This is a genomic window from Rhodococcus sp. MS16, assembly GCF_013277795.1.
In the GTDB taxonomy this organism is placed as follows: Bacteria; Actinomycetota; Actinomycetes; order Mycobacteriales; family Mycobacteriaceae; genus Rhodococcus_F; species Rhodococcus_F globerula.
Window position 1 is genome coordinate 244,098 of record NZ_VBTM01000005.1, and the last position, 18,811, is coordinate 262,908.

Below are 18,811 nucleotides of genomic sequence, written 5' to 3' on the forward strand. Positions count from 1 at the left end.
TAATGGGCGACTATTCGACAGCGGCACCCATTGCGACTGAACGCGTCTTAGCGGCCTCGAGAGCGTTGTAGAACGCGGTTCGAAGACCGCCTGCCTCGAGTTCGCGAAGCGCTGCGGCTGTCGTGCCACCTGGCGAGGTCACGGCAGCCCGAAGATCGCCGGCGCTGTCTCCGGTGCGATCGAGCATCGCGGCCGAACCGACCATCGTCTGAACAACCAATTCAGACGCAACTGCACGAGTGAGGCCGAGACTGACACCGGCATCGATCATCGCTTCGGCCACCAGGAACATGTATGCCGGACCAGAACCGGATACGGCCGTGACAGCATCGATCTGCGATTCGGGCACCGTGACGACCTTGCCGACGCTGCCCAGAATTCCGCGCACCAATTCCAGGTGCTCCGGCTTGACGTGTCGGCCCGGCGCCAGAACGCTGACGCCTTCGCCGACCAGCATCGGCGTATTCGGCATGACCCGAATCACCGGGAACCCTGCGGGAAGCCGCGTTTCGTAGAACCCGATGGGGATACCGGCGGCGAGCGAGACGATCAACTGCTCGAGATCACCGTCGAGATCCACCTTCGACAGCGCTGTCAGAGCTGCCTCGACGTCGTTCGGCTTGACGGCGATCACGATAACGTCAGCACCGTCGGCCGCGTCCTCGATCGTGGTGACGCGGATGGAGTACTCGGCAATCAGTTCCTCCACACGCGGCTGATACTGCTCGGCAACAACCAGATCCTTGATCGCATGGCCTGCGTGCAGCAACCCGGAGATCAGCGCCTCGCCGATCTTGCCGCCACCGATAATCGCAATTCTTGTCATGCCGTCAAGCCTGCCACGACGACATCGAGGGGAATTACCGGGGCATCATGGCCAACTGCCTACTCTGCACCACCACGGCCCCGGTGGAATCGAGAATGTCGTGATCCTCTTCGAACCACGTGCTGCCCAACACATCCGAACTCGCCCGAACCCGCAGCCAGCCCGGTGCAGGCAGCCTGCGCAGGTACGTCGTCAACTGCACGGTCGGCGCCCAGCCGAACAGTCCACGGTTCATCGTGACCGGAGCGCTGATGTCTCCCGCCATGATCGCGAACAACACCGCGGTGTCGACATCCGCTTCGTCATCGGGCCGAGCGCGCACCCACATCCGCACCTCCGGCTCCCCCTGAGCGCCGGTGAGAAAGTGCGCGGACGTAGTGTCGATCCGCATGTCGCAGCCTTGACCGACATGCACGATCTGCGCCATCGGATGATCACCCTCTACCGCGGCGGCGTGCTCCGACGGTTCCGCAGGCATGTCGTCGATCGACGAGGTGCTCACGAAGGCAGGCACGTCGCCGTCGGGAATGCCGAGTGTGACCGCGGCGCGGACGGCAACCCTTCCCGCCTGACTCAACTCGACGTCCACCAGCGACACCTGGCGCCCCTGCTTCTGTACTGTCACTGCCAATTCCACGTCACCCGGATCGGGTGCGGCAAGGTAATTCGCGCTCACGGCGATAGGTTGCATCGCCCGCACACCGTCGTTGCTGCCGCCGTCGTTGCCGGAAGCATTGTCGCGCAACGCCGCTCTCGCAGCCGCCGCGCACACTGCCATCATCGACCCGCCGTGAACCTTGGGTCCGATGGTCCAGATCGGGTCGATCGTTGCGCGGAAACGGCCGCCACCGAGCGATTCCAGTCGGTTCAGATCACGAAAAGGGCTGGTGCTCATCAATTTTCCTTCATCCGGTTGTCGTGTGCTCCGCAGGTGACGTGAACTTTGCGGATCCTAGGTCTTGGTGCGCCAAGCGTCGTAGTGCTGTCAGGACCGGTTCGTACATCGCGGTCCCGAGGACCGCGTACCGAACTGCCTCTTCCGTCGAACCGAGCGGCATCAGATCGATTTCCACTTCGGCAATTCCTCGAATGTGTTCTCCGTAAGCCCGCAGTCGTTCCTCGCTCAACGTCAGACCTGCTCCTTCGAGACCGATCAGCGCTTGTTCCAGATGAGCGACGGCGACATACCGCGGGTCGTACACCTGCCCGAGAAACTCCAGCACCTTCTGCGCCCGCGGAAATTCGTGCACCGGATCGTTGTCGACGTGGGGTGGCAACTGGGCGATGGCGCGTCCGATCCGCTCGAATTCGGAGAGGTCCGTCGCCGAGACGAGATCGAGAATCGCACGTATGCGCGGAATGGAGAGGCCCGCCCCGGAGAGCGCTCTGATCAGCCCGAGGCGACGAATGTGATCGTCGCCGTACTGTGCGCCGGTCGCACTGGTGGGTTCGCCCGCCATCAGCAGACCCTCACGCAGGTAGTACTTCACAGTGGGCAGTGCCACGCCGGATCTGGCCGACAGTTCGGAAATCTTCATCGCGCTCCTCGCCCCCTCACTAGATACCGATACTATCCAACTGAAATGCGCCGGTGATCCCACCCCTGCGTGGACTATCCTCGGACGTTCTAGCGAACACTAAGAAACGATTGTCGAGCGGAGCTCACAGGCACAATGGCAAGAAAACCTTCTGCACCGCCCCAGGACGCTGCACTGCCCCAGGACGAAGGGTGGCGCACCGTCGAACCACTGACACTGACGCCGCTCCTCACAGCAGCCCTGGCCACCTTCCACGAATTTGGGTACCACGGCGCCTCCGTCCGCGATATCGCCAAACGCGCCGGCGTCACCGTTCCGACGCTGTACTACCACCACGAAAACAAGCAGGGCATTCTTGTCGCCTTGATGATGACCGGCATCGAAGCGGTCACCGTCCGGGCACGCGAGGCGGTCGACGCTGCCGGACCCTCCCCTACCCGACAATTCGGAAACCTTGTCGAGGCCGTTGTATTGCACATGACCAGCCGAACGGACATCGCTTTCCTCGATTCCGAACTGCGCTACCTCGAAGACACAGAGCGAAAAGCCTATGCGGCCAAGCGAAAGCATCTCGAGAACCTTCTGGCCGACGTCCTGTCAGCAGGTGTCGAACAAGGCGACTTCACCGTCACCGACATCGCCGGCGCCGGGCGCGCCATGCTGGGCATGTGCCAATCGGTGGCGCTCTGGTTCCGGCCGGACGGCCCGCAGACACCGCACGAAGTCAGTGTCTTCTATCGAGAAATCGCACTCAACGCAGTGGGCGCCGTCGCCACTGTCTGATTTGACCGGTCCAGTCGAACGTCACATCTGTTCACTGCCACCGAAACCGGGACGCACCGACGGTCTCGGGTCCACACTTAGATACAGAACGACGGGGTGGACCCGAAGACCGAGGGAGTTCTTGAAGTATGGCCGACAACAATCCATTTGTTCCTCCTAGTGCGGTCGACGTCGACCTCTCTGCGGTCGCGTGGGGCGCGAACCGGACGATGTCCGATTTCGAGACCGGGATGTGGCGGATGGAGGAAGCGCAACCACAATTGCGCTCGCCGATCGTCGCGGTAGAAGTCCTCGACCAAGCGCCCGATTGGGATCGTCTTCGCGGGGCTGTCGAATGGGCGTCGCACGTCGTACCCCGCATCCGGATGCGAGCTGTCGAACCCACCCTGAACCTGGGTAACCCGGTCTGGTCCGTAGATCCCGAATTCGACATCGGGTACCACTTGCGACGCGTCCGTCTACCCGCACCTGCCGATTTCGATCACGCACTGCGTATGTGCCGCCACCTCGCCACCGAACCGTTCGACAAGGCTCGCCCGCCCTGGAGCGCACTGCTCATCGAGGGACTGGACGACGGCCGCGCGGTTTTTGTCGTCAAAACCCACCACTCCATCACGGACGGCATGGGCGGAATTCAAATGATGACGCTCCTGCACAGCAGGCGCGCCGATCCCACGCCGGACAAGCCCGATCGCACGCCGCCGCCGGCAGAGCATTTGTCCTCGATCGGCGCTTTCGGCGAAGAAGTAATCGGCGAGATCCGCCGGGCGCCGTCGCGAGTGGCACGGCTCCTGCGCGGCGTCACCAACATCGCGGCCACCGCGATCACACAACCGATCACCACAACCACCGAGATACTGGACTACGCCAACTCGTTGCGCCGAATTGTCACTCCGCCGGCCAGTTCCGGTTCTCCACTCCTACGCGAACGCGGTCTCGGCCGCTGGTTCGGAACCTTGGAAGTTGGTGTGCCCGAACTCAAAGCAGGCGCAAAAGCGGCCGGCGGTTCACTCAACGACGCGTATGTCGCAGCGCTACTCGGCGGATTCCGTCGCTATCACGACGCGTTCGGTCAGTCGGTCGACAGTGTTCCCATGGGGATGCCGGTCAGCATGCGCACCGGTTCGGATCCGTCCGGCGGCAACAGATTTGCCGCCGTTCGCTTCAGCGGCCCGATCTCGGAGACGGACCCGGCCAAACGAATCCGGCAGGTCCGCGAAATCGTTCTGAACCTCCGCGAAGAGCCGGCGCTCGACGCCGTCGACCTGGCTGCGCCCGTCCTCGCGCGCCTGCCAAATCAGCTCCTCGCGAGCTGGTACCTGTCCCAGTCAACCGGACTCGATCTGCAAGCGAGCAACGTTGCGGGCGTTCCCGTCCCGGTCTATCTTGCCGGCGCGAAGATCGAGCGGATGTTCCCGTTCGGTCCCGCCCCTGGCTGCGCCGTGATGGCAACGCTGGTCTCGCACGTCGGAATCTGCTGCATCGGAATCAATATCGACACCGCAGCCGTCACCAAACCTGCATTACTCATGCAGTGCATCCAAGACAGCCTCGACGAGATCGTGGCCCTCGGAACCGCTGCGGAAGGTGCGTGAGTCATGACCGCAGACGTGACCCGACAGAATGTATACCTGACCGAGCCGATGACCGAGGCCGAAGCAGGCGTGCTGCGAAAGTGGTTGGCCGACAAAGCCCGCGGCACAGCGCAGCCGTCGACTACCGTCGCGATCACCGATCGCACGCTCGGCGAACTGTCCCGCCGAACCGACGACCCGATGCTCGCTCCGTTGCGAGTCGTGTGGCTACCCGGCAACCAAACCGAACAGAACGTAGCAGGGCGCGTTCGTAATGCGCTCGCCCCGCGAGATCCGTTGCACCCCGGCCGGAGCGCGCAGCGTCGCACACTGCGCACCGACCCCGACCGGTGCCAGGTCATCGAGGGTCAACCCGCCCCGCTGAGCGACCTGTCACGCCGCCTCGACGAAAGCGGCGGCGGATCTTTGCCCGAGTTCATCCGCCGTCAGGCTGCCCTCGCCCTCGAGCGAGCAGAACTCGAATTGATCGGCGGGCAGTACAAGGTATCGCGATTTGTCGTCGACGAAATCACCGACACCCGGCGCTTCACCACCGAGACCATGGCCCTCGCCGACCGTCTCGGCATCGCCGTTGCCGAAGTGGACCGGCGTGCGCGCGAAGCACTCGAGGAAATGGTTGCCACCCAGAGCCGCCAGGCAATCGCGGTGTGGGACCGTTTGGGACGCTACTTCGCTCGCGCGTACACGATCGATGTCGACACCAGTCGATTCGACGAACTGCGGGAGCTCAACAAGGAACATTCACTTGTCTTCCTTCCCAGCCACCGCTCGTATCTCGATCCACTGGTGCTCCGCCCCGCACTGATCAACAACGGCCTTCCGCTCAATCACGTGATGGGCGGACTCAACATCAGTTTCTGGCCAATGGGGTCCATCCTCAAGCGCAGTGGCACCGTCTTCATCCGTCGTAGCATCGGCGACGACGAGGTCTACAAGTGGTCGATGCACGAGTACATGCGGTACCTGCTCACCAAACGATTCAATCTCGAGTGGTACATCGAAGGCGGTCGTGGACGCACCGGCAAACTTCGTCCGCCGCGTTTCGGGTTGATGACGTATCTGGCCAAGGCTTTTCACGTCAGCGGCGCCTCCGACGTCTACCTGGTGCCGGTAGCGCTGAGCTACGACCAACTCTACGAAGTCGGTGCCATGGCCGCCGAAGCCCTCGGCGCTGAGAAGAAGCCCGAAGGCTTGCGCTGGATGTTCGGATACGTTCGGGCGCAAGGCAAGAGGAACGGCGTCGCGCACGTCACGATCGGGCGGCCGCTTTCCTTTGCCGAAGCACTCCGGCAAGAACCCGACCAGCGCCTGGCCATTCAGAAGGCGGCGATCGAGGTGTGCCACCGCATCAACGAGGTGACACCGATTACGGTGTCCTCTCTCGCGATGCTCCCCTTCCTCGGAATCGAGGATCGCGCGCTCACCGTCACGGAACTGACCCTCATCCTCACGCCCCTGTTCCAATACATCACGGCGCGCAAACTACCGCTCGCCGGCGATGTGGAACTCGACGATCCGCACGTCATCGACAAGGCACTGCAGACGCATGTCGAGTCGGGCGTGCTGATGCACTTCGACAAGGGCGGCGAAAAGGTCTTCTACCTGGGCAAGGATCAGGGTCTTGTTGCGGCGTTCTACCGCAACAACACCATTCACTTCCTCGTCGCCCGGGCAATCGCAGAACTGGTCCTACAAGCGGCGGTAGACGAGCAGTTCACCGACCCGATCCTCGACGGCTGGAACGAGGCCAAACGCATTCGGGACCTGATGAAGTTCGAGTTCTTCTTCAGCGACCGGGACACCTTCGAAGAAGAGATGCGTACCGAACTGGACCTGATCGACCCCAGTTGGAGCTCGGTCACCGCCGACCCGAACCACACAGCGCACATCATCGAGGGCGTTCGCCCTTACCTAGCCCACCGTGTACTGCAACCGTTCCTCGAGGCGTACCAGGTCGTGGCCGATCAGTTGGTCCTCGCACCGGTGTCGAAGTCCTTCGACGAAAAGTCGTTCACCCGCAACTGCATCGACGTTGCCCACGAACGTCGGTTGCGTCAGCAGATTGCCAGCAGCGAATCGGTATCCGGCGAATTGTTTGCGACCGCACTCAATTTGGCACGCAATCGCAATCTCGTCGAAGCCGAGGACGACGAGGTCGCCGAGCGTCGAGTCGCCTTTGCCGAGGAACTCCGGGTATTGGTCGACCGGTTGCGACGAATCCGCGAGCTCGCCCACGCCCGCCTCGATGCGGCAACCAAGTCCTATGGCGCCACAACCACTCCCACCCCCCATGAGGAAGCAGGATCGTGACCGGACTCGAGCGTCTGCACGCCGCAATCAAAGCGGCACCACCCGGACCCGACACCATCGCCGCGTTCGACCTGGACGGCACCCTCATCAGCGGGTACTCCGCCAGCGTTGTCTACCGTGATCGACTGCGGCGCTTCGATATCAGCCTCGGTGAACTGTTGCGGACCACCGGTGCCGCCATCGACACCCAGTTCCGCGGTGCCGACGTCGGCGCGCTCATGGACATCGCTGTCCGGGCGCTGTCCGGCCGCACGGTGGAAGAACTGGACGACTGGGGCGAGCGGCTGTTCAAGCAGGAAATCGCCGCGATGATCTATCCCGACGCTCGCGAGATTCTCGCGGCGCATCGAAAGGCCGGTCACACCGTTGTGATGGCCACATCGGCCACGCCGTTCCAGGCCCGAGGGGTTGCCGCGGATCTCGACATCGAAGACGTGCTGTGCACAGAAATCGAAGTGATCGACGGCATGCTCACCGGCGACCTGTCGGCGCCGGCACTATGGGGTCCCGCGAAGGCCGACGCACTCGCGGCCTACGCCGAGAAGCGCGGCGTCGATCTGCGGAATGCCTTTGCGTATTCCAATGGTGCCGAAGATGTTCCGATGCTCGAATCCGTCGGCCGCCCCGTCGCCTTGAATCCGGATCGCACCCTGGCGAGTGTCGCGAGGCTCAAGGGCTGGCCCTCCGTCACGCTGCGTAAACCACAACGCGGCGCAACTCCCCTCTCGACGGTGCGCACCGCCACCGCGATGGGCGCATTGGCTGCCACTGCTGTGGTGGGCTTCTCGGCCGGCTTGGTCACCGGCAACCGGCAACTGGGAGCCAACCTCGTAGGCACCTACGGCCCGGATATCTCCCTGTCACTGTTGGGCATCGACGTCGACATCGACGGTGAGCACAACATATGGGATCACCGCCCGGCCGTCTTCATGTTCAATCATCAAAGCTCGCTGGACCTGCTGGTACTGGGCACCGTGATCAAACGCGACGTGACCGGAGTGGCGAAGAAGGAAGCGGCAAACGATCCTCGCTTCATTCCGATCGGCGCCCTGTTGGACGTCGCGTACATCGATCGTTCCAACACTGCCAAGGCCAAGGCGGCATTGCAACCTGCCGTCGACAAGCTGAAAAACGGCGTCTCGATAGTCATCGCGCCCGAGGGAACACGTTCCGCCACACCAAAACTCGGGGCATTCAAGAAGGGCGCGTTCCACCTGGCCATGCAAGCGGGCGTTCCCATCGTGCCCGTTGTGATCCACAATGCCGGTGAACGCATGTGGCGTAATTCCCTTGTCGCCCATCCGGGCCCGGTCTACGTTTCGGTTCTCGACCCCATCTCCACTACAGGATGGCAACTCGACGACCTCGATTCTCACATCGAGGAAGTGCGCTCACAGTTCGACGCAGCGCTCACTGCCGGGCATCGCTGAATATCGGACATCGCTGACAACCACCAAAGATTCAGGCCAGGTGCTCGCGTGCAAACGCGAGTGCCTGCGCCAGCATCGAGGATCTTTCCCGCCGCGTGCGAGCATTCTGGGTATTGATCTCGAGGACGGCCTGGCCGGTGAAACCTGTTGCGGCCAGGTGTCGGCATATCTCGGCACAGGGTTGTGATCCGTGGCCGGGAATCAGGTGCTCGTCCATCGACGCGCCTCGCCCGTCCGCGAGGTGCAGATGCTGGAGTCCCTTGCCCATTCTCGCAGCCAGTTCGAACGCGTCCATGCCGGCAGTTGCGGTGTGCGACAAGTCGAGTGTGTAGTGGGAATGATCGGAATCGGTGGGATCGTACGACGGACTGAACGCCGACAACGCCGCACCGGGACCGCCGCGCTTACGCAGTCGCTCGGCCGAGCGGTCCTTGCCGCCGAAAAAGCTGTCGGCACGCATGGGGAACATATTCTCGACAGCTACGACGACGCTGCTTCGCGATTCGAGGTCGACGACCTGATCCGCAAATCCGTCGGCATATTTGCGTTGCCACCGAAACGGCGGGTGCACAACCACAGTGGTGGCGCCCAACGTCTCCGCAGTGCGGACGGACCGCTCGAGCTTCTCGATCGGATCGGCTCCCCACACACGCTGCGAAATCAGCAGACACGGCGCATGAACTGCCTGCACCGGAATTCCGTATTTGCGCACCAACGCCGCAACGCCACCGACGTCCTGGCTGACCGACTCGGCCCACACCATCAATTCGATGCCGTCGTATCCCAAATCGGCCGCGTAGCGGAACGCGGCTTCGGTGTTCTCGGGATAAACCGAGGCCGTCGACAAGCCCACAGCGATCATCGTCGGATCAACCCGAGGTCAACAAGAACGCCAGCGGACCCAAGGTCACGATCATGCCGACAACGACCGCAATCACAAAACTCGTGATGTCGTCCGTTTTCCGCAGAACTCGAACAACCGCCACCAGACCGACGATAACGATCAGGGCAAGTACCAGCGCCACCCACGGCAGCATGTCCCAGAGCTTCTCGAAACCCTTGAACATCGCGCCGCCGATGATGAGCGCAACAACAACCTGTCCGGCCAGGATCGCCCATTCACGGATCGAGTTCCGATCGCCGGTGTCTTCTGCAGTGGCAGGCTCGGTCGGTGCAACCTCTTCCACGGAAGCAGGCGAGGGCTCCGGCGCTGCGGCGGCTGGTTCCGTCGAACCGGCATTCTCGGCCGGTTCGTCGCTGATCGAGGCCATCATCTCGGTGCTGACATCAGCGTCAGCCGGGCTTGGCGCGACTCGCGGAGGCAGGATCGGCGAGCGCATCGACGGATTCTGGGAAACCTCGCGTTCTTGCCGCATCAGGTCACCTGCCAACGTCTGACCGGACAGCAGAGCAGGCTCCTGCGTCACCTTCGGTGGCCCAGCCGGCACCGGCTTCCTGGTCGTGGTCTCGGGCACGTCCTGCTGAGACACAACCGGCACAGCCTGGGTCGACACAACCGGCACAGCCTGGGTCGGCGGGAGAGGCGCAGCCTTCTTCGGCTCGACGGGTGCGCGGCTGACCCACTGCCCCGGCGCGCTCTTGGAGATCGGCTTGTGAAGGTCGATCTTGGTGTCGTCCGACTCGTCGTTCTCGACCGACTGCGTGAACTCGGTCACCGGAGCCTGAGTGGACTCAGGCTTGGTCTCGACGGTCTTGGTCTCGACGATCTCGGTCTCGGCAGGCTTGGTTTCAGGCGGTGCCGGGGGTGCGTCCGATTCGGCTGCCGAACGTGAACCGGCAGGCCGAACGATCGGAATTTCGCCGGTGAGTTCAGCTACGGAGATACCTCCGGCCACGCCCCTACGACGACGCCCACCGCGGGACTCGACCGTCTGACCGTTCCGCTTGAGCAGTTCCGCTACGGAAATCTGCTGACTGTCCTCGGTCATCAAGCACTCACCACCAATTCACCGCCCATTTCTGTGTCGAGCTTCCGCAGAATCAGACCCTCGCGCAATGCCCACGGACAAATTTCGAGTTCGTCCACTCCGAGCGCTCGCATGGTTGCTTCTGCGATGAGTGCGCCGGCCACAATCTGCTGTGACCGATCTGCACTCACTCCTTCCAATTCTGCACGGTCTGACGCCGTCATCCTGGATATGAAGGCTATGAGTTGCCTGAGTCCGCTGGCGGTCAGGGTCCGTTTGGCACGCGGCCCGGCTGCGGACGGTGCCGCGCCGGTGAGCCTGGCCAAGGAACGGAAGGTCTTCGAGGTGCCGACGGTCCGGTCCCAGTCGCCGGCGCTGCGGAGTTCCTTGGCTGGTCCGAGCAGTTCTGCGTCCAACCAGTCCCGAAGCACGGCGACGCGGCGCTTGCCGGGCGGGTCGGCGTGGAGCCAGTCCCTGGTGAGCCGGCCTGCGCCGAGTTGGAGTGAGAACGCGACATCCGGATCCTCGTCGCCGCCTGCGGTGAGCTCGAGTGAACCTCCACCGATATCGAGGTTCAGGATGCGTCCGGCGCTCCAGCCGTACCAACGGCGGACCGCAAGGAAAGTCAATCGGGCTTCGTCGACACCGGAGAGCACCTCGAGTCCTACGCCCGTCTCGGCGCGCACGCGGGCGAGCACGGCTTCGGAATTGTTGGCGTCGCGCACGGCGGAGGTGGCAAACGCCATCATTTCCTCACATCCGGACATTTTGGCGATACCGGCGAATTCCCCGACCGTGGAGACCAGCCGATCGGCCCCGACGACAGTGATGTCGCCCCGGTCGTCGGTGTTTTCCGCGAGCCGCAAAGTCGCCTTGGTGGAGCTCATGGGTGTTGGGTGGCCGCCACGGTGGGCGTCCACTACCAGTAGATGAACGGTGTTGCTTCCGACGTCGAGTACCCCTAGTCGCACATCGCCACGTTACTGGGTCTACGGTCTGCCCTTGTGACAGCAGGTAACCCAGACCGGTCCCACAAGATGACTCCAAGCCCCGAGGTCGACCTCGATTTCCCGCGCGAGTGGGTCGAATTTGTCGACCCCGACAACTCCGAACACCTCATTGCCGCCGATATGACGTGGCTGCTCTCGCACTGGACCTGCGTGTTCGGTACTCCGGCATGCCAGGGAATTCTCGGCGATCGTCCCGACGACGGATGTTGCTCGCACGGCGCGTTTCTCTCCGATCAGGAGGATCAGGACAAGCTCGATGCGTCAGTGAAACTGCTCACAGCCGAGGACTGGCAGTTCATGGAGAAGGGTCTCGGCAAGAAGGGCTACGTCGAGGAAGACGACCTCGAGGACGAGCCGGCGCTGCGCACCCGCCGCTACAAGGGCGCGTGCATTTTCCTGAATCGGCCGGGTTTTGCGGGCGGCCAGGGGTGCGCGCTTCACTCGATGGCGCTCAAGAAGGGCATCGAGCCGCTCGAGGTGAAGCCGGACGTGTGCTGGCAGCTTCCGATCCGTCGTACCCAGGACTGGGTGGACCGCCCGGACGGGGTTCAGATCCTCAAGACCACGATCACCGAGTACGACCGCCGCGGCTGGGGCGAGGGCGGCGACGACCTGTCCTGGTACTGCTCGGGCTCGCCCGACGCTCATGTCGGCCAGAAGCAGGTGTGGCAGTCGTACGCCCCGGAGTTGACCGAGTTACTCGGGAAGGCCGTTTACGACGAGCTGGCTCGCCTCTGCAGGCGCCGGGCCGGGCTCGGCCTTATCGCAGTCCACCCGGCAACCACGATCGCTCAGAACAAAGCTCAGGCGTAAAAACAACTTCAGCCGCCCCACACGACGTGTGGGGCGGCTGAACTTTTTCGTCGTTCTTTCAGGCTTCGAGCTTGTATCCCAGACCACGTACGGTCACGAGATGCTCCGGCTTGGCCGGGTCCGCTTCGATCTTGGAACGCAGCCGCTTCACGTGCACGTCAAGGGTTTTGGTGTCGCCGACGTAGTCCGCTCCCCACACACGATCGATCAACTGGCCGCGGGTGAGCACGCGTCCGGAATTGCGGAGCAGGTACTCGAGGAGATCGAACTCCTTGAGCGGCAACGTGATCGGATTCCCACCCACCTGGACGACGTGGCGTTCGACGTCCATCCGGACCGGTCCGGCTTCGAGGACACCGTTTTCCGAACCCAGGTCTGCCTCGTTCTCGACGCCGCGGCGCAGCACGGCCCGGATACGGGCAATGAGTTCGCGGGCCGAATACGGCTTGGTCACGTAGTCGTCCGCACCGAGTTCGAGGCCGACAACCTTGTCGATCTCGCTGTCGCGGGCCGTCACCATGATGACGGGCACACCGGAACGAGTGCGCAGCGCCTTGCACACGTCGGTACCGCTCATACCGGGAAGCATGAGGTCCAGCAGCACGATGTCTGCGCCGGAACGATCGAATTCCGCCAAGGCCGACGGGCCGTCGTTGACGATGGTGGTCTCGAACCCTTCCTTGCGGAGCAGGAACGCCAGCGGATCCGCCAACGACTCCTCGTCCTCCACGATCAGCACCCTCGTCATCGTTTGGCCTCCATGCCTGTGTCTTTACTGCCTGAGTCTCGTCTACCGCTTCGCCCGGAACCGAGTGTTCCCGCGTCGCCGTCGTCGAGGTCGTCGGTCTCCTCCACATGCGCTGGTATCTGCAAGGTGAAGGTGGACCCGGTTCCTGGTTTGCTCCATACGTCGATGGAGCCGTTGTGATTGGCCGCTACATGCTTGACGATCGCGAGCCCCAGTCCGGTGCCTCCGGTCTGGCGCGATCGTGCTTTGTCGACCCGGAAGAATCGCTCGAATACGCGTTCCTGGTCGGCTTTTGCGATTCCCTCGCCGCGATCGGTCACGGCGATGGCGACGTTGCCACCGCGCATCGAGCGACTGACCGACACCGGAGAACCCTTGGGCGAGTATGCAATCGCATTCTCGATGAGATTGGACAGTGCGGTAACGAGCAACGTCTGATCGCCGAGAACTTCGAGTCCACTCGGATGATCGGTGGTGACGGTGATCTCGGCCGCCTCGGCCGACAACCTCGACCTCGACAACGCTTCGGAGACAACGGTATCCACGTCCACGACATCGAGGTCGGGAAGTTTCTCGGCTCCTTGCAATCGTGAAAGCGCGATCAGTTCCGTCACCATCTTGCCGAGGCGAATCGACTCGCTGTGCACTCGTTCGCCGAAGTGCCGCACCGACTCCGGATCGTCGGCGGATTCCAGCAGTGCTTCTGCCAGCAAACTCATCGCTCCGACCGGGGTTTTGAGTTCGTGACTGACGTTCGCAACGAAGTCGCGTCTCGTCGCCTCCATGCGAACCTGCTCGGAATCGTCGTCCGCGAACAAGACCACGAAATTGCGCTCGTCCTTGCTGAGCAGACGCGCCACCCCGCGAACCGCGATCTTGTCGCGTCCGCGTTGGACGGCTGTGGCCGTCAGATCCACTTCGACGGGTTGCCCGGTCTCGAGCACCTTCAGGGCTGCCTGCCACGCCCGCTCGTCGACGCGGCGATTCTTGACAAGCCCCAACTCTTCCGCGCGGGGATTGAACAGCACCACGTCGTGATAGCCGTCGACAACGGCGATACCGCTCTCGGACGCCAGCACGATCAGGTCCAGGACCTGCGACATTGTCAACCCGGTCTGTTCTGCAGCACGTTCGCGGTGCCGTGAGCTCAGCCTCGGAATCAGCACACCTCCGACGAGGTATCCGATCAAGCCGCCAACCACGATCAGCAGCACTGCAGTTGCGACACTCACGGCGCAATCGTACGTTCGCGCGTCGAGTGGGTTACGGCGGGTTCGAGCATTTCCACCCACGTCATCCGCCCGGTGGGCGGCGTTGGCGCGCCGTTCATCTGCTGTTCGCCGAAGCCCCCCGAACAGTCAGTTCGAGGGGCTTCGGAAGTCATCATGATGGCGCTACTTCGCGCCCTGATTCGCCACTGCGGCAGCGCCTGCGGCGGCCGCCTCGGGATCGAGGTAGGTGCCGCCCGGGTTGAGCGGCTGCAGGTTCTCGTCGAGGTCGTAACGCAGCGGAATGCCCGTCGGGATGTTGAGACCGGCGATGTCCTCGTCGGAAATACCGTCGAGGTGCTTGACCAAGGCGCGCAGCGAATTGCCGTGAGCGGTGACCAGAACGTTCTTACCCGCGAGCAGTTCCTGGGAGATCGTGTCTTCCCAGTACGGGATCAACCGCTTGACGACGTCGAGCAGGCACTCGGTCAGCGGCACCTCGTCGAGGTTTGCGTAACGCGGATCGGTGTCCTGGCTGTATTCGCTGCCCGCTTCGATGGCCGGCGGCGGCGTGTCGTAGCTACGACGCCACAGCATGAACTGATCGTTGCCGTACTCCTCTTTGGTCTGAGCCTTGTTCTTGCCCTGCAGGGCGCCGTAATGGCGCTCGTTGAGGCGCCAGTCGCGGACGACGGGGATCCAGTGGCGATCGGCCGCATCGAGTGCGAGGTTGGCTGTGCTGATCGCGCGGCGAAGCAGCGAGGTGTAGAGGACATCGGGCAGCAGGCCGTGCTCGGCGAGCAGTTCGCCGGCGCGCTTGCCTTCGGCCATGCCCTTGTCGGTCAGGTGTACGTCCACCCAGCCGGTGAACAGATTGAGTGCATTCCATTCGCTCTCGCCGTGGCGAAGCAGGACCAGTGTTCCGATACTCATGCCGTTCATCCTGGCATGAGTACCGGAACACGTCTTGATCAACCCTGCCGCGAAATCAGCTTTGCGCTGCTTCTGCGGTGCGCAGATCCTTGCGGAGAATCTTTCCGGCCGCGGACTTGGGGACCGTGCTGATGAAGGCGACCTTGCGAACCTTCTTGTGCGGTGAGACGCGCTCGGCGACAAAAGCGATGACGTCGGCCTCGGACAACGCGGCACCGTCCTGCAGGACGACAAACGCCTTCGGCACTTCCTCGCCCTCCTCGTCGAGCACTCCGATGACGGCAGCGTCGGCGATCTGCGGGTGGGTGAGCAGCAACGCTTCGAGTTCGGCCGGCGGAACCTGGTAGCCCTTGTACTTGATCAGTTCCTTGAGACGGTCGACGATGGTGACGACACCTTCGTCGTCGACGGTCGCAATGTCGCCGGTACGCAGGTAACCGTCGGCGTCGAGGGTGTCTTTGGTTGCCTGCTCGTTCCCGAGGTACCCGGCCATGATGTTCGGGCCCTTGCACCACAGCTCACCGGGCGCACTGACCTCACCGGAACCGGCCGCCGGGTATGCAACCTCTTCACCGGTGCCCGGATCGACGAGCTTGCATTCCATGTTCGCGATGGTCGGGCCGCACGAGTCGAGCGGCAGGTCGTCCCGGTCGAACGGAATTGCATGGCTGACCGGGCTCATCTCGGACATGCCGTAGCCCTGACGGACCCGGCAGTTCAGGCGATCGGCGACGGCCTTGCCGAGGGCGGCATCGAGCGGGGCGGCGCCGGAGAAAATCGTGTGCACACTCGACAGGTCGTACTGGTCGACCAGTGGATGTTTCGCCAACGCGACCGCGACTGGCGGCGCGACGAAGATGTACGTCGATTTCTGCTCTGCGACGATCCGCAGAAATTCGACGAGATCGAACTTCGGCATCGTAATCAGGCTCGCGCGGGCGAAGAGCGCGGCGTTGAGCAGCACCGTCATGCCGTAGATGTGGAAGAACGGCAGGACTGCGAGAATCTTGTCGTCGGAGCCGATGCCCATCCGCGGCATGATCTGGCAGACATTCGCGACCAGGTTGCGATGGGTGAGCATGACCCCCTTGGGTCGACCGGTAGTGCCTGACGAGTACGGCAGCACCGCGAGTTGGGTGGCCGGATCGAAGGAAACCTCGGGCGGCGTCGCACCTTCACCGAGCAGATCGCGCAGCGAGAGGTGGCCTTCGGCGCCGTCGAGGACGATCACGTTCTCGGCGGGGATGCCGACCTCGTCGGCCGCCGCCTTGGCTTGCGGAAGCAGCGGCGAGACCGTGAAGAGGAACGTGGCCTTCGAGTCGGTGAGTTGCTTGGCGATGTCCTCGGCGGTGTAGAGAGCGTTGATGGTGGTCGCAACGCCACCGGCACGCAAGATGCCGTGGAAGACGGATCCGAACGCCGGGACGTTCGGTGAATGCAGAGCGACGACGTCCCCCACAGCGAGTCCGCGCGCGGCGAGGGCTCCAGCGACGCCGTTGATCTGCGCGATCAGCGAGGCGTACGTGGTGACGGTGCCCGAAGCGCCCTCGACAAACGCGGTCTTGTCGAGATCAGCGGGTTCGATGTTTCCGAACAGGAAGTCGTAGACGCTGACGTTGGGGATGTCGACGTCGGGGAACGGACTCTTGAAGCTCAACGGTGCTCCTCGTGAAGGTTGCGCGGCAAGGCGACGAACAATTTACTGTGACTTACGGAAACAGCATTATTCCGTGATGGTAGTCACAAAGTAAAGAACACCCTACGGGACACATCACCGATATGTCTCACGCATCACTTCTCGGCGGCAGTGTCCAATTCTTCGGCATCCGCGTTCTCTGCGTCCGCTTCTTCGATCAGATGCCTGAACGGTTGCAGGTTCGCCAGCGACTCCCCACGCGAGACACGCCACGCCCATTCACGCTTGATGGACGAGAAGAATCCGAGTTCGAGGATGACGTTGAAATCGCCGTCCGCAGCCTCGAGGACCTGGCCGAGAACCCGATCGAGTTCGTCACCGGTCACCGCATGTTCGGAGATCTTGCCGACGAGGTAGATGTCCCCGACCTTGTCGAGCGTGTACGCCACCCCGTACAGGCGACGGTTCCGCTTGAGCAGGAACTTGTAGACACCCTCGAAGTTCTCGTCGACCTTGCGGCACACAAAAGCTTCGACCCGCACACCGTGGTTCCCGACGGTCAGCAAAGTCGACGTCTTGAGTTTGTGCTCACCGGGAAGTTCGACGATGAAATGGGTGCCGTCGCGCTTCGTGAATTCGAGTTCACGCTCGGTGAGGGCCTGCTCGATGATGTCGGAAACACTGCTCATGTACGCACTCCTCCGGTCCGTCGCAGACGCCACAGTCCCCGCGCGCGGCGGGGCGAGAAGTCACTGGGACCGGTTCCGTTGTTGTAGTTGACGGCGGCTTTGCGGTAGCTCTCGAGAAGTCCGTCCGCGGTGTGTTCCCACGAGAAGTTCTCCGCGTGACGCGGAGCGCGCTCGGCAAGAGTTTCCAGACGCGCGGGTTCGGTGACCAGCGCTTCGAGAGCGCCTGCCCAATCCTGAGTCTTGTGCCCCTGCACCAGTAGGCCCGTCTCACCGTTGCGAACGGCAACACCCAGCCCGCCGACGTCAGCGGCGATCACGGGAGTCCCACAGGCTTGAGCCTCGATGGCCACCAGCCCGAACGATTCCGAATAGCTCGGTACGGCAACAAGATCCGACGCCCGATACACATCGGCCAGCCGCGTCGGCGCCTGCGGCGGCAGGAAGGTTACCTGCGCTGTGATGCCGAGGGCGCGTGCCAGCTCGATCAAGACGTCCGGCTGAGCCAACCCGGTACCGGAGGGACCACCGACGACCAGGATGCGTAGCGGCAATCCGGGGTTGCGGCTGATGACTTCCGCAGCGGCACGCAGCAGGACGTCCGGCGCCTTGAGCGGTTGAATGCGACCGACAAACGTCACGATCACTTCGCCGGGATTCAGGCCGAACGACGCCCTGGCCCGATCACGATCGCCCGGACGATAGAGCGTCAGATCCGCGCCAGGCGCGACGACGTCGATGCGCGTCGGGTCGGCCCCGTACAACTCGTGGAGAGCTTTGGCTTCGTCGGTGGTGTTGGCAACAAGCCGATCGGACTCGGCCACAACCTGTTGCTCACCGATCTGCCGAGCGGCGGGTTCGGGCGTGTCCCCCTCTGCCATCGACAGGTTCTTGACGGCGGCAAGAGTGTGCGCGGTGTGGACGAGCGGAACGCCCCAGCGGTCCCGAGCCAACCAGCCGACCTGCCCGGACAGCCAGTAGTGCGAGTGAATCAGGCTGTAATAGCCCGGTTCACGACGCGCTTCCTCTCGCAGGACTCCGGCGACAAACGCGCAGAGTTGCGTCGGGAGATCTGCCTTGTCGAGGCCCTCGAACGGACCGGCGGCGACGTTGCGCACCCGAACCCCCGGTGCGGCTTCGACGACGGGAGAGTCTGCCGATGACGTCGCGCGGGTGAAAATCTCCACCTCGACACCACGTTTAGCCAACTGAATCGCGGATTGCAGGACGTAGACGTTCATCCCACCTGCATCACCGGTGCCTGGTTGCGCCAAGGGCGAGGTGTGGACCGACAGTACGGCCACCCGGCGAGGGCGCGAAGTGTGCGTGGGTGTCACGACTCCATAGTGCCCCCTCACCGGGCGCGA

General features: G+C 63.1%; 17 protein-coding genes. 5 read left to right on the top strand and 12 right to left on the bottom strand.

All coding sequences use genetic code 11. From position 1 onward, the window contains the following. Positions 1–10 precede the first annotated feature (10 nt). The 3 genes from proC to FEZ60_RS13980 are packed head-to-tail and all read right to left on the bottom strand — an operon-like array spanning position 11 to position 2,364. On the bottom strand, positions 11–826 hold the full coding sequence (proC, locus tag FEZ60_RS13970; protein WP_033235495.1) for a pyrroline-5-carboxylate reductase: 816 nt from the start codon (positions 824–826) through the stop codon (positions 11–13). Positions 827–860: 34 nt separating this feature from the next. Continuing rightward, positions 861–1,721, bottom strand: a complete 861-nt coding sequence (locus tag FEZ60_RS13975; protein ID WP_172936316.1) for a thioesterase family protein — start codon at positions 1,719–1,721, stop codon at positions 861–863. 10 nt (positions 1,722–1,731) lie between these two features. Further along, a complete protein-coding gene (locus tag FEZ60_RS13980; protein ID WP_172936317.1) occupies positions 1,732–2,364 on the bottom strand; it encodes a MerR family transcriptional regulator in 633 nt (210 codons plus the stop codon). A 135-nt stretch (positions 2,365–2,499) separates the two neighbouring features. On the opposite strand from FEZ60_RS13980, the gene FEZ60_RS13985 reads away from it, so the two are divergent. The 4 genes from FEZ60_RS13985 (at position 2,500) to FEZ60_RS14000 (ending at position 8,482) form a co-directional block, all read left to right on the top strand. Then, on the top strand, positions 2,500–3,147 hold the full coding sequence (locus FEZ60_RS13985) for a TetR/AcrR family transcriptional regulator (RefSeq protein ID WP_092802136.1): 648 nt from the start codon (positions 2,500–2,502) through the stop codon (positions 3,145–3,147). A 128-nt stretch (positions 3,148–3,275) separates the two neighbouring features. Next, positions 3,276–4,742: a wax ester/triacylglycerol synthase domain-containing protein gene (locus FEZ60_RS13990; protein ID WP_172936318.1), complete on the top strand. Its 1,467-nt coding sequence runs from the start codon at positions 3,276–3,278 to the stop codon at positions 4,740–4,742. Between the two features lie 3 nt (positions 4,743–4,745). Beyond that, positions 4,746–7,052 (top strand): glycerol-3-phosphate 1-O-acyltransferase, encoded by a 2,307-nt coding sequence (locus FEZ60_RS13995; protein WP_092802142.1) that lies wholly within the window; start codon positions 4,746–4,748, stop codon positions 7,050–7,052. Then, positions 7,049–8,482, top strand: coding sequence for an HAD-IB family hydrolase (locus tag FEZ60_RS14000; RefSeq protein ID WP_172936319.1), 1,434 nt, complete (start codon positions 7,049–7,051; stop codon positions 8,480–8,482). The genes FEZ60_RS13995 and FEZ60_RS14000 overlap by 4 nt, the downstream gene beginning before the upstream one ends. Before the next feature lie 31 nt (positions 8,483–8,513). On the opposite strand, the gene FEZ60_RS14005 is transcribed toward FEZ60_RS14000, so the two are convergent. Genes FEZ60_RS14005 through FEZ60_RS14015 form a run of 3 tightly spaced genes read right to left on the bottom strand, consistent with a single transcriptional unit; the run spans position 8,514 to position 11,381 of the window. Further along, positions 8,514–9,344: a sugar phosphate isomerase/epimerase gene (locus FEZ60_RS14005; RefSeq protein WP_033235501.1), complete on the bottom strand. Its 831-nt coding sequence runs from the start codon at positions 9,342–9,344 to the stop codon at positions 8,514–8,516. 7 nt (positions 9,345–9,351) lie between these two features. Further along, positions 9,352–10,431, bottom strand: coding sequence for a hypothetical protein (locus FEZ60_RS14010; RefSeq protein WP_172936320.1), 1,080 nt, complete (start codon positions 10,429–10,431; stop codon positions 9,352–9,354). Beyond that, the gene (locus FEZ60_RS14015; protein WP_033235503.1) at positions 10,431–11,381 is read right to left on the bottom strand and encodes a Ppx/GppA phosphatase family protein; all 951 of its coding nucleotides are present in this window, start codon (positions 11,379–11,381) and stop codon (positions 10,431–10,433) included. Before FEZ60_RS14015 ends, FEZ60_RS14010 begins: the two co-directional genes overlap by 1 nt. A 66-nt stretch (positions 11,382–11,447) precedes the next feature. Here FEZ60_RS14015 and FEZ60_RS14020 point away from each other — a divergent pair, with 66 nt between their 5' ends. Further along, entirely contained in the window at positions 11,448–12,233 is a 786-nt protein-coding gene (locus FEZ60_RS14020) for a hypothetical protein (RefSeq protein WP_033235504.1), read from the top strand. Between the two features lie 58 nt (positions 12,234–12,291). Here FEZ60_RS14020 and FEZ60_RS14025 read toward each other — a convergent pair whose 3' ends face one another. From FEZ60_RS14025 to mshA, 6 genes are all read right to left on the bottom strand, one after another. Then, entirely contained in the window at positions 12,292–12,981 is a 690-nt protein-coding gene (locus tag FEZ60_RS14025) for a response regulator transcription factor (RefSeq protein ID WP_033235505.1), read from the bottom strand. Then, positions 12,978–14,213, bottom strand: coding sequence for an ATP-binding protein (locus tag FEZ60_RS14030; protein ID WP_172936321.1), 1,236 nt, complete (start codon positions 14,211–14,213; stop codon positions 12,978–12,980). The genes FEZ60_RS14025 and FEZ60_RS14030 overlap by 4 nt, the downstream gene beginning before the upstream one ends. Positions 14,214–14,375: 162 nt before the next feature. Next, positions 14,376–15,131, bottom strand: a complete 756-nt coding sequence (locus FEZ60_RS14035; RefSeq protein WP_172936322.1) for a phosphoglyceromutase — start codon at positions 15,129–15,131, stop codon at positions 14,376–14,378. A gap of 46 nt (positions 15,132–15,177) precedes the next feature. Further along, entirely contained in the window at positions 15,178–16,779 is a 1,602-nt protein-coding gene (locus FEZ60_RS14040; RefSeq protein ID WP_172936323.1) for an AMP-binding protein, read from the bottom strand. A gap of 134 nt (positions 16,780–16,913) precedes the next feature. Continuing rightward, a complete protein-coding gene (locus FEZ60_RS14045; protein WP_095886741.1) occupies positions 16,914–17,447 on the bottom strand; it encodes a YbjN domain-containing protein in 534 nt (177 codons plus the stop codon). After that, complete coding sequence (gene mshA, locus FEZ60_RS14050) at positions 17,444–18,802, bottom strand: D-inositol-3-phosphate glycosyltransferase (protein ID WP_172936324.1); 1,359 nt, start codon at positions 18,800–18,802, stop codon at positions 17,444–17,446. Before mshA ends, FEZ60_RS14045 begins: the two co-directional genes overlap by 4 nt. Between the last annotated feature and the right edge of the window lie 9 nt (positions 18,803–18,811).

Bases quoted from the DNA above. Each gene is read 5' to 3' on its own strand.
- FEZ60_RS13980 (WP_172936317.1), bottom strand. From the start codon at position 2,364: ATGAAGATTTCCGAACTGTCGGCCAGATCCGGCGTGGCACTGCCCACT.
- FEZ60_RS14020 (WP_033235504.1), top strand. From the start codon at position 11,448: ATGACTCCAAGCCCCGAGGTCGACCTCGATTTCCCGCGCGAGTGGGTC.
- proC (WP_033235495.1), bottom strand. From the start codon at position 826: ATGACAAGAATTGCGATTATCGGTGGCGGCAAGATCGGCGAGGCGCTG.
- FEZ60_RS14005 (WP_033235501.1), bottom strand. From the start codon at position 9,344: ATGATCGCTGTGGGCTTGTCGACGGCCTCGGTTTATCCCGAGAACACC.
- FEZ60_RS14010 (WP_172936320.1), bottom strand. From the start codon at position 10,431: ATGACCGAGGACAGTCAGCAGATTTCCGTAGCGGAACTGCTCAAGCGG.
- FEZ60_RS14035 (WP_172936322.1), bottom strand. From the start codon at position 15,131: ATGAACGGCATGAGTATCGGAACACTGGTCCTGCTTCGCCACGGCGAG.
- FEZ60_RS14025 (WP_033235505.1), bottom strand. From the start codon at position 12,981: ATGACGAGGGTGCTGATCGTGGAGGACGAGGAGTCGTTGGCGGATCCG.
- FEZ60_RS13985 (WP_092802136.1), top strand. From the start codon at position 2,500: ATGGCAAGAAAACCTTCTGCACCGCCCCAGGACGCTGCACTGCCCCAG.
- FEZ60_RS13990 (WP_172936318.1), top strand. From the start codon at position 3,276: ATGGCCGACAACAATCCATTTGTTCCTCCTAGTGCGGTCGACGTCGAC.
- FEZ60_RS13995 (WP_092802142.1), top strand. From the start codon at position 4,746: ATGACCGCAGACGTGACCCGACAGAATGTATACCTGACCGAGCCGATG.
- FEZ60_RS14045 (WP_095886741.1), bottom strand. From the start codon at position 17,447: ATGAGCAGTGTTTCCGACATCATCGAGCAGGCCCTCACCGAGCGTGAA.
- FEZ60_RS13975 (WP_172936316.1), bottom strand. From the start codon at position 1,721: ATGAGCACCAGCCCTTTTCGTGATCTGAACCGACTGGAATCGCTCGGT.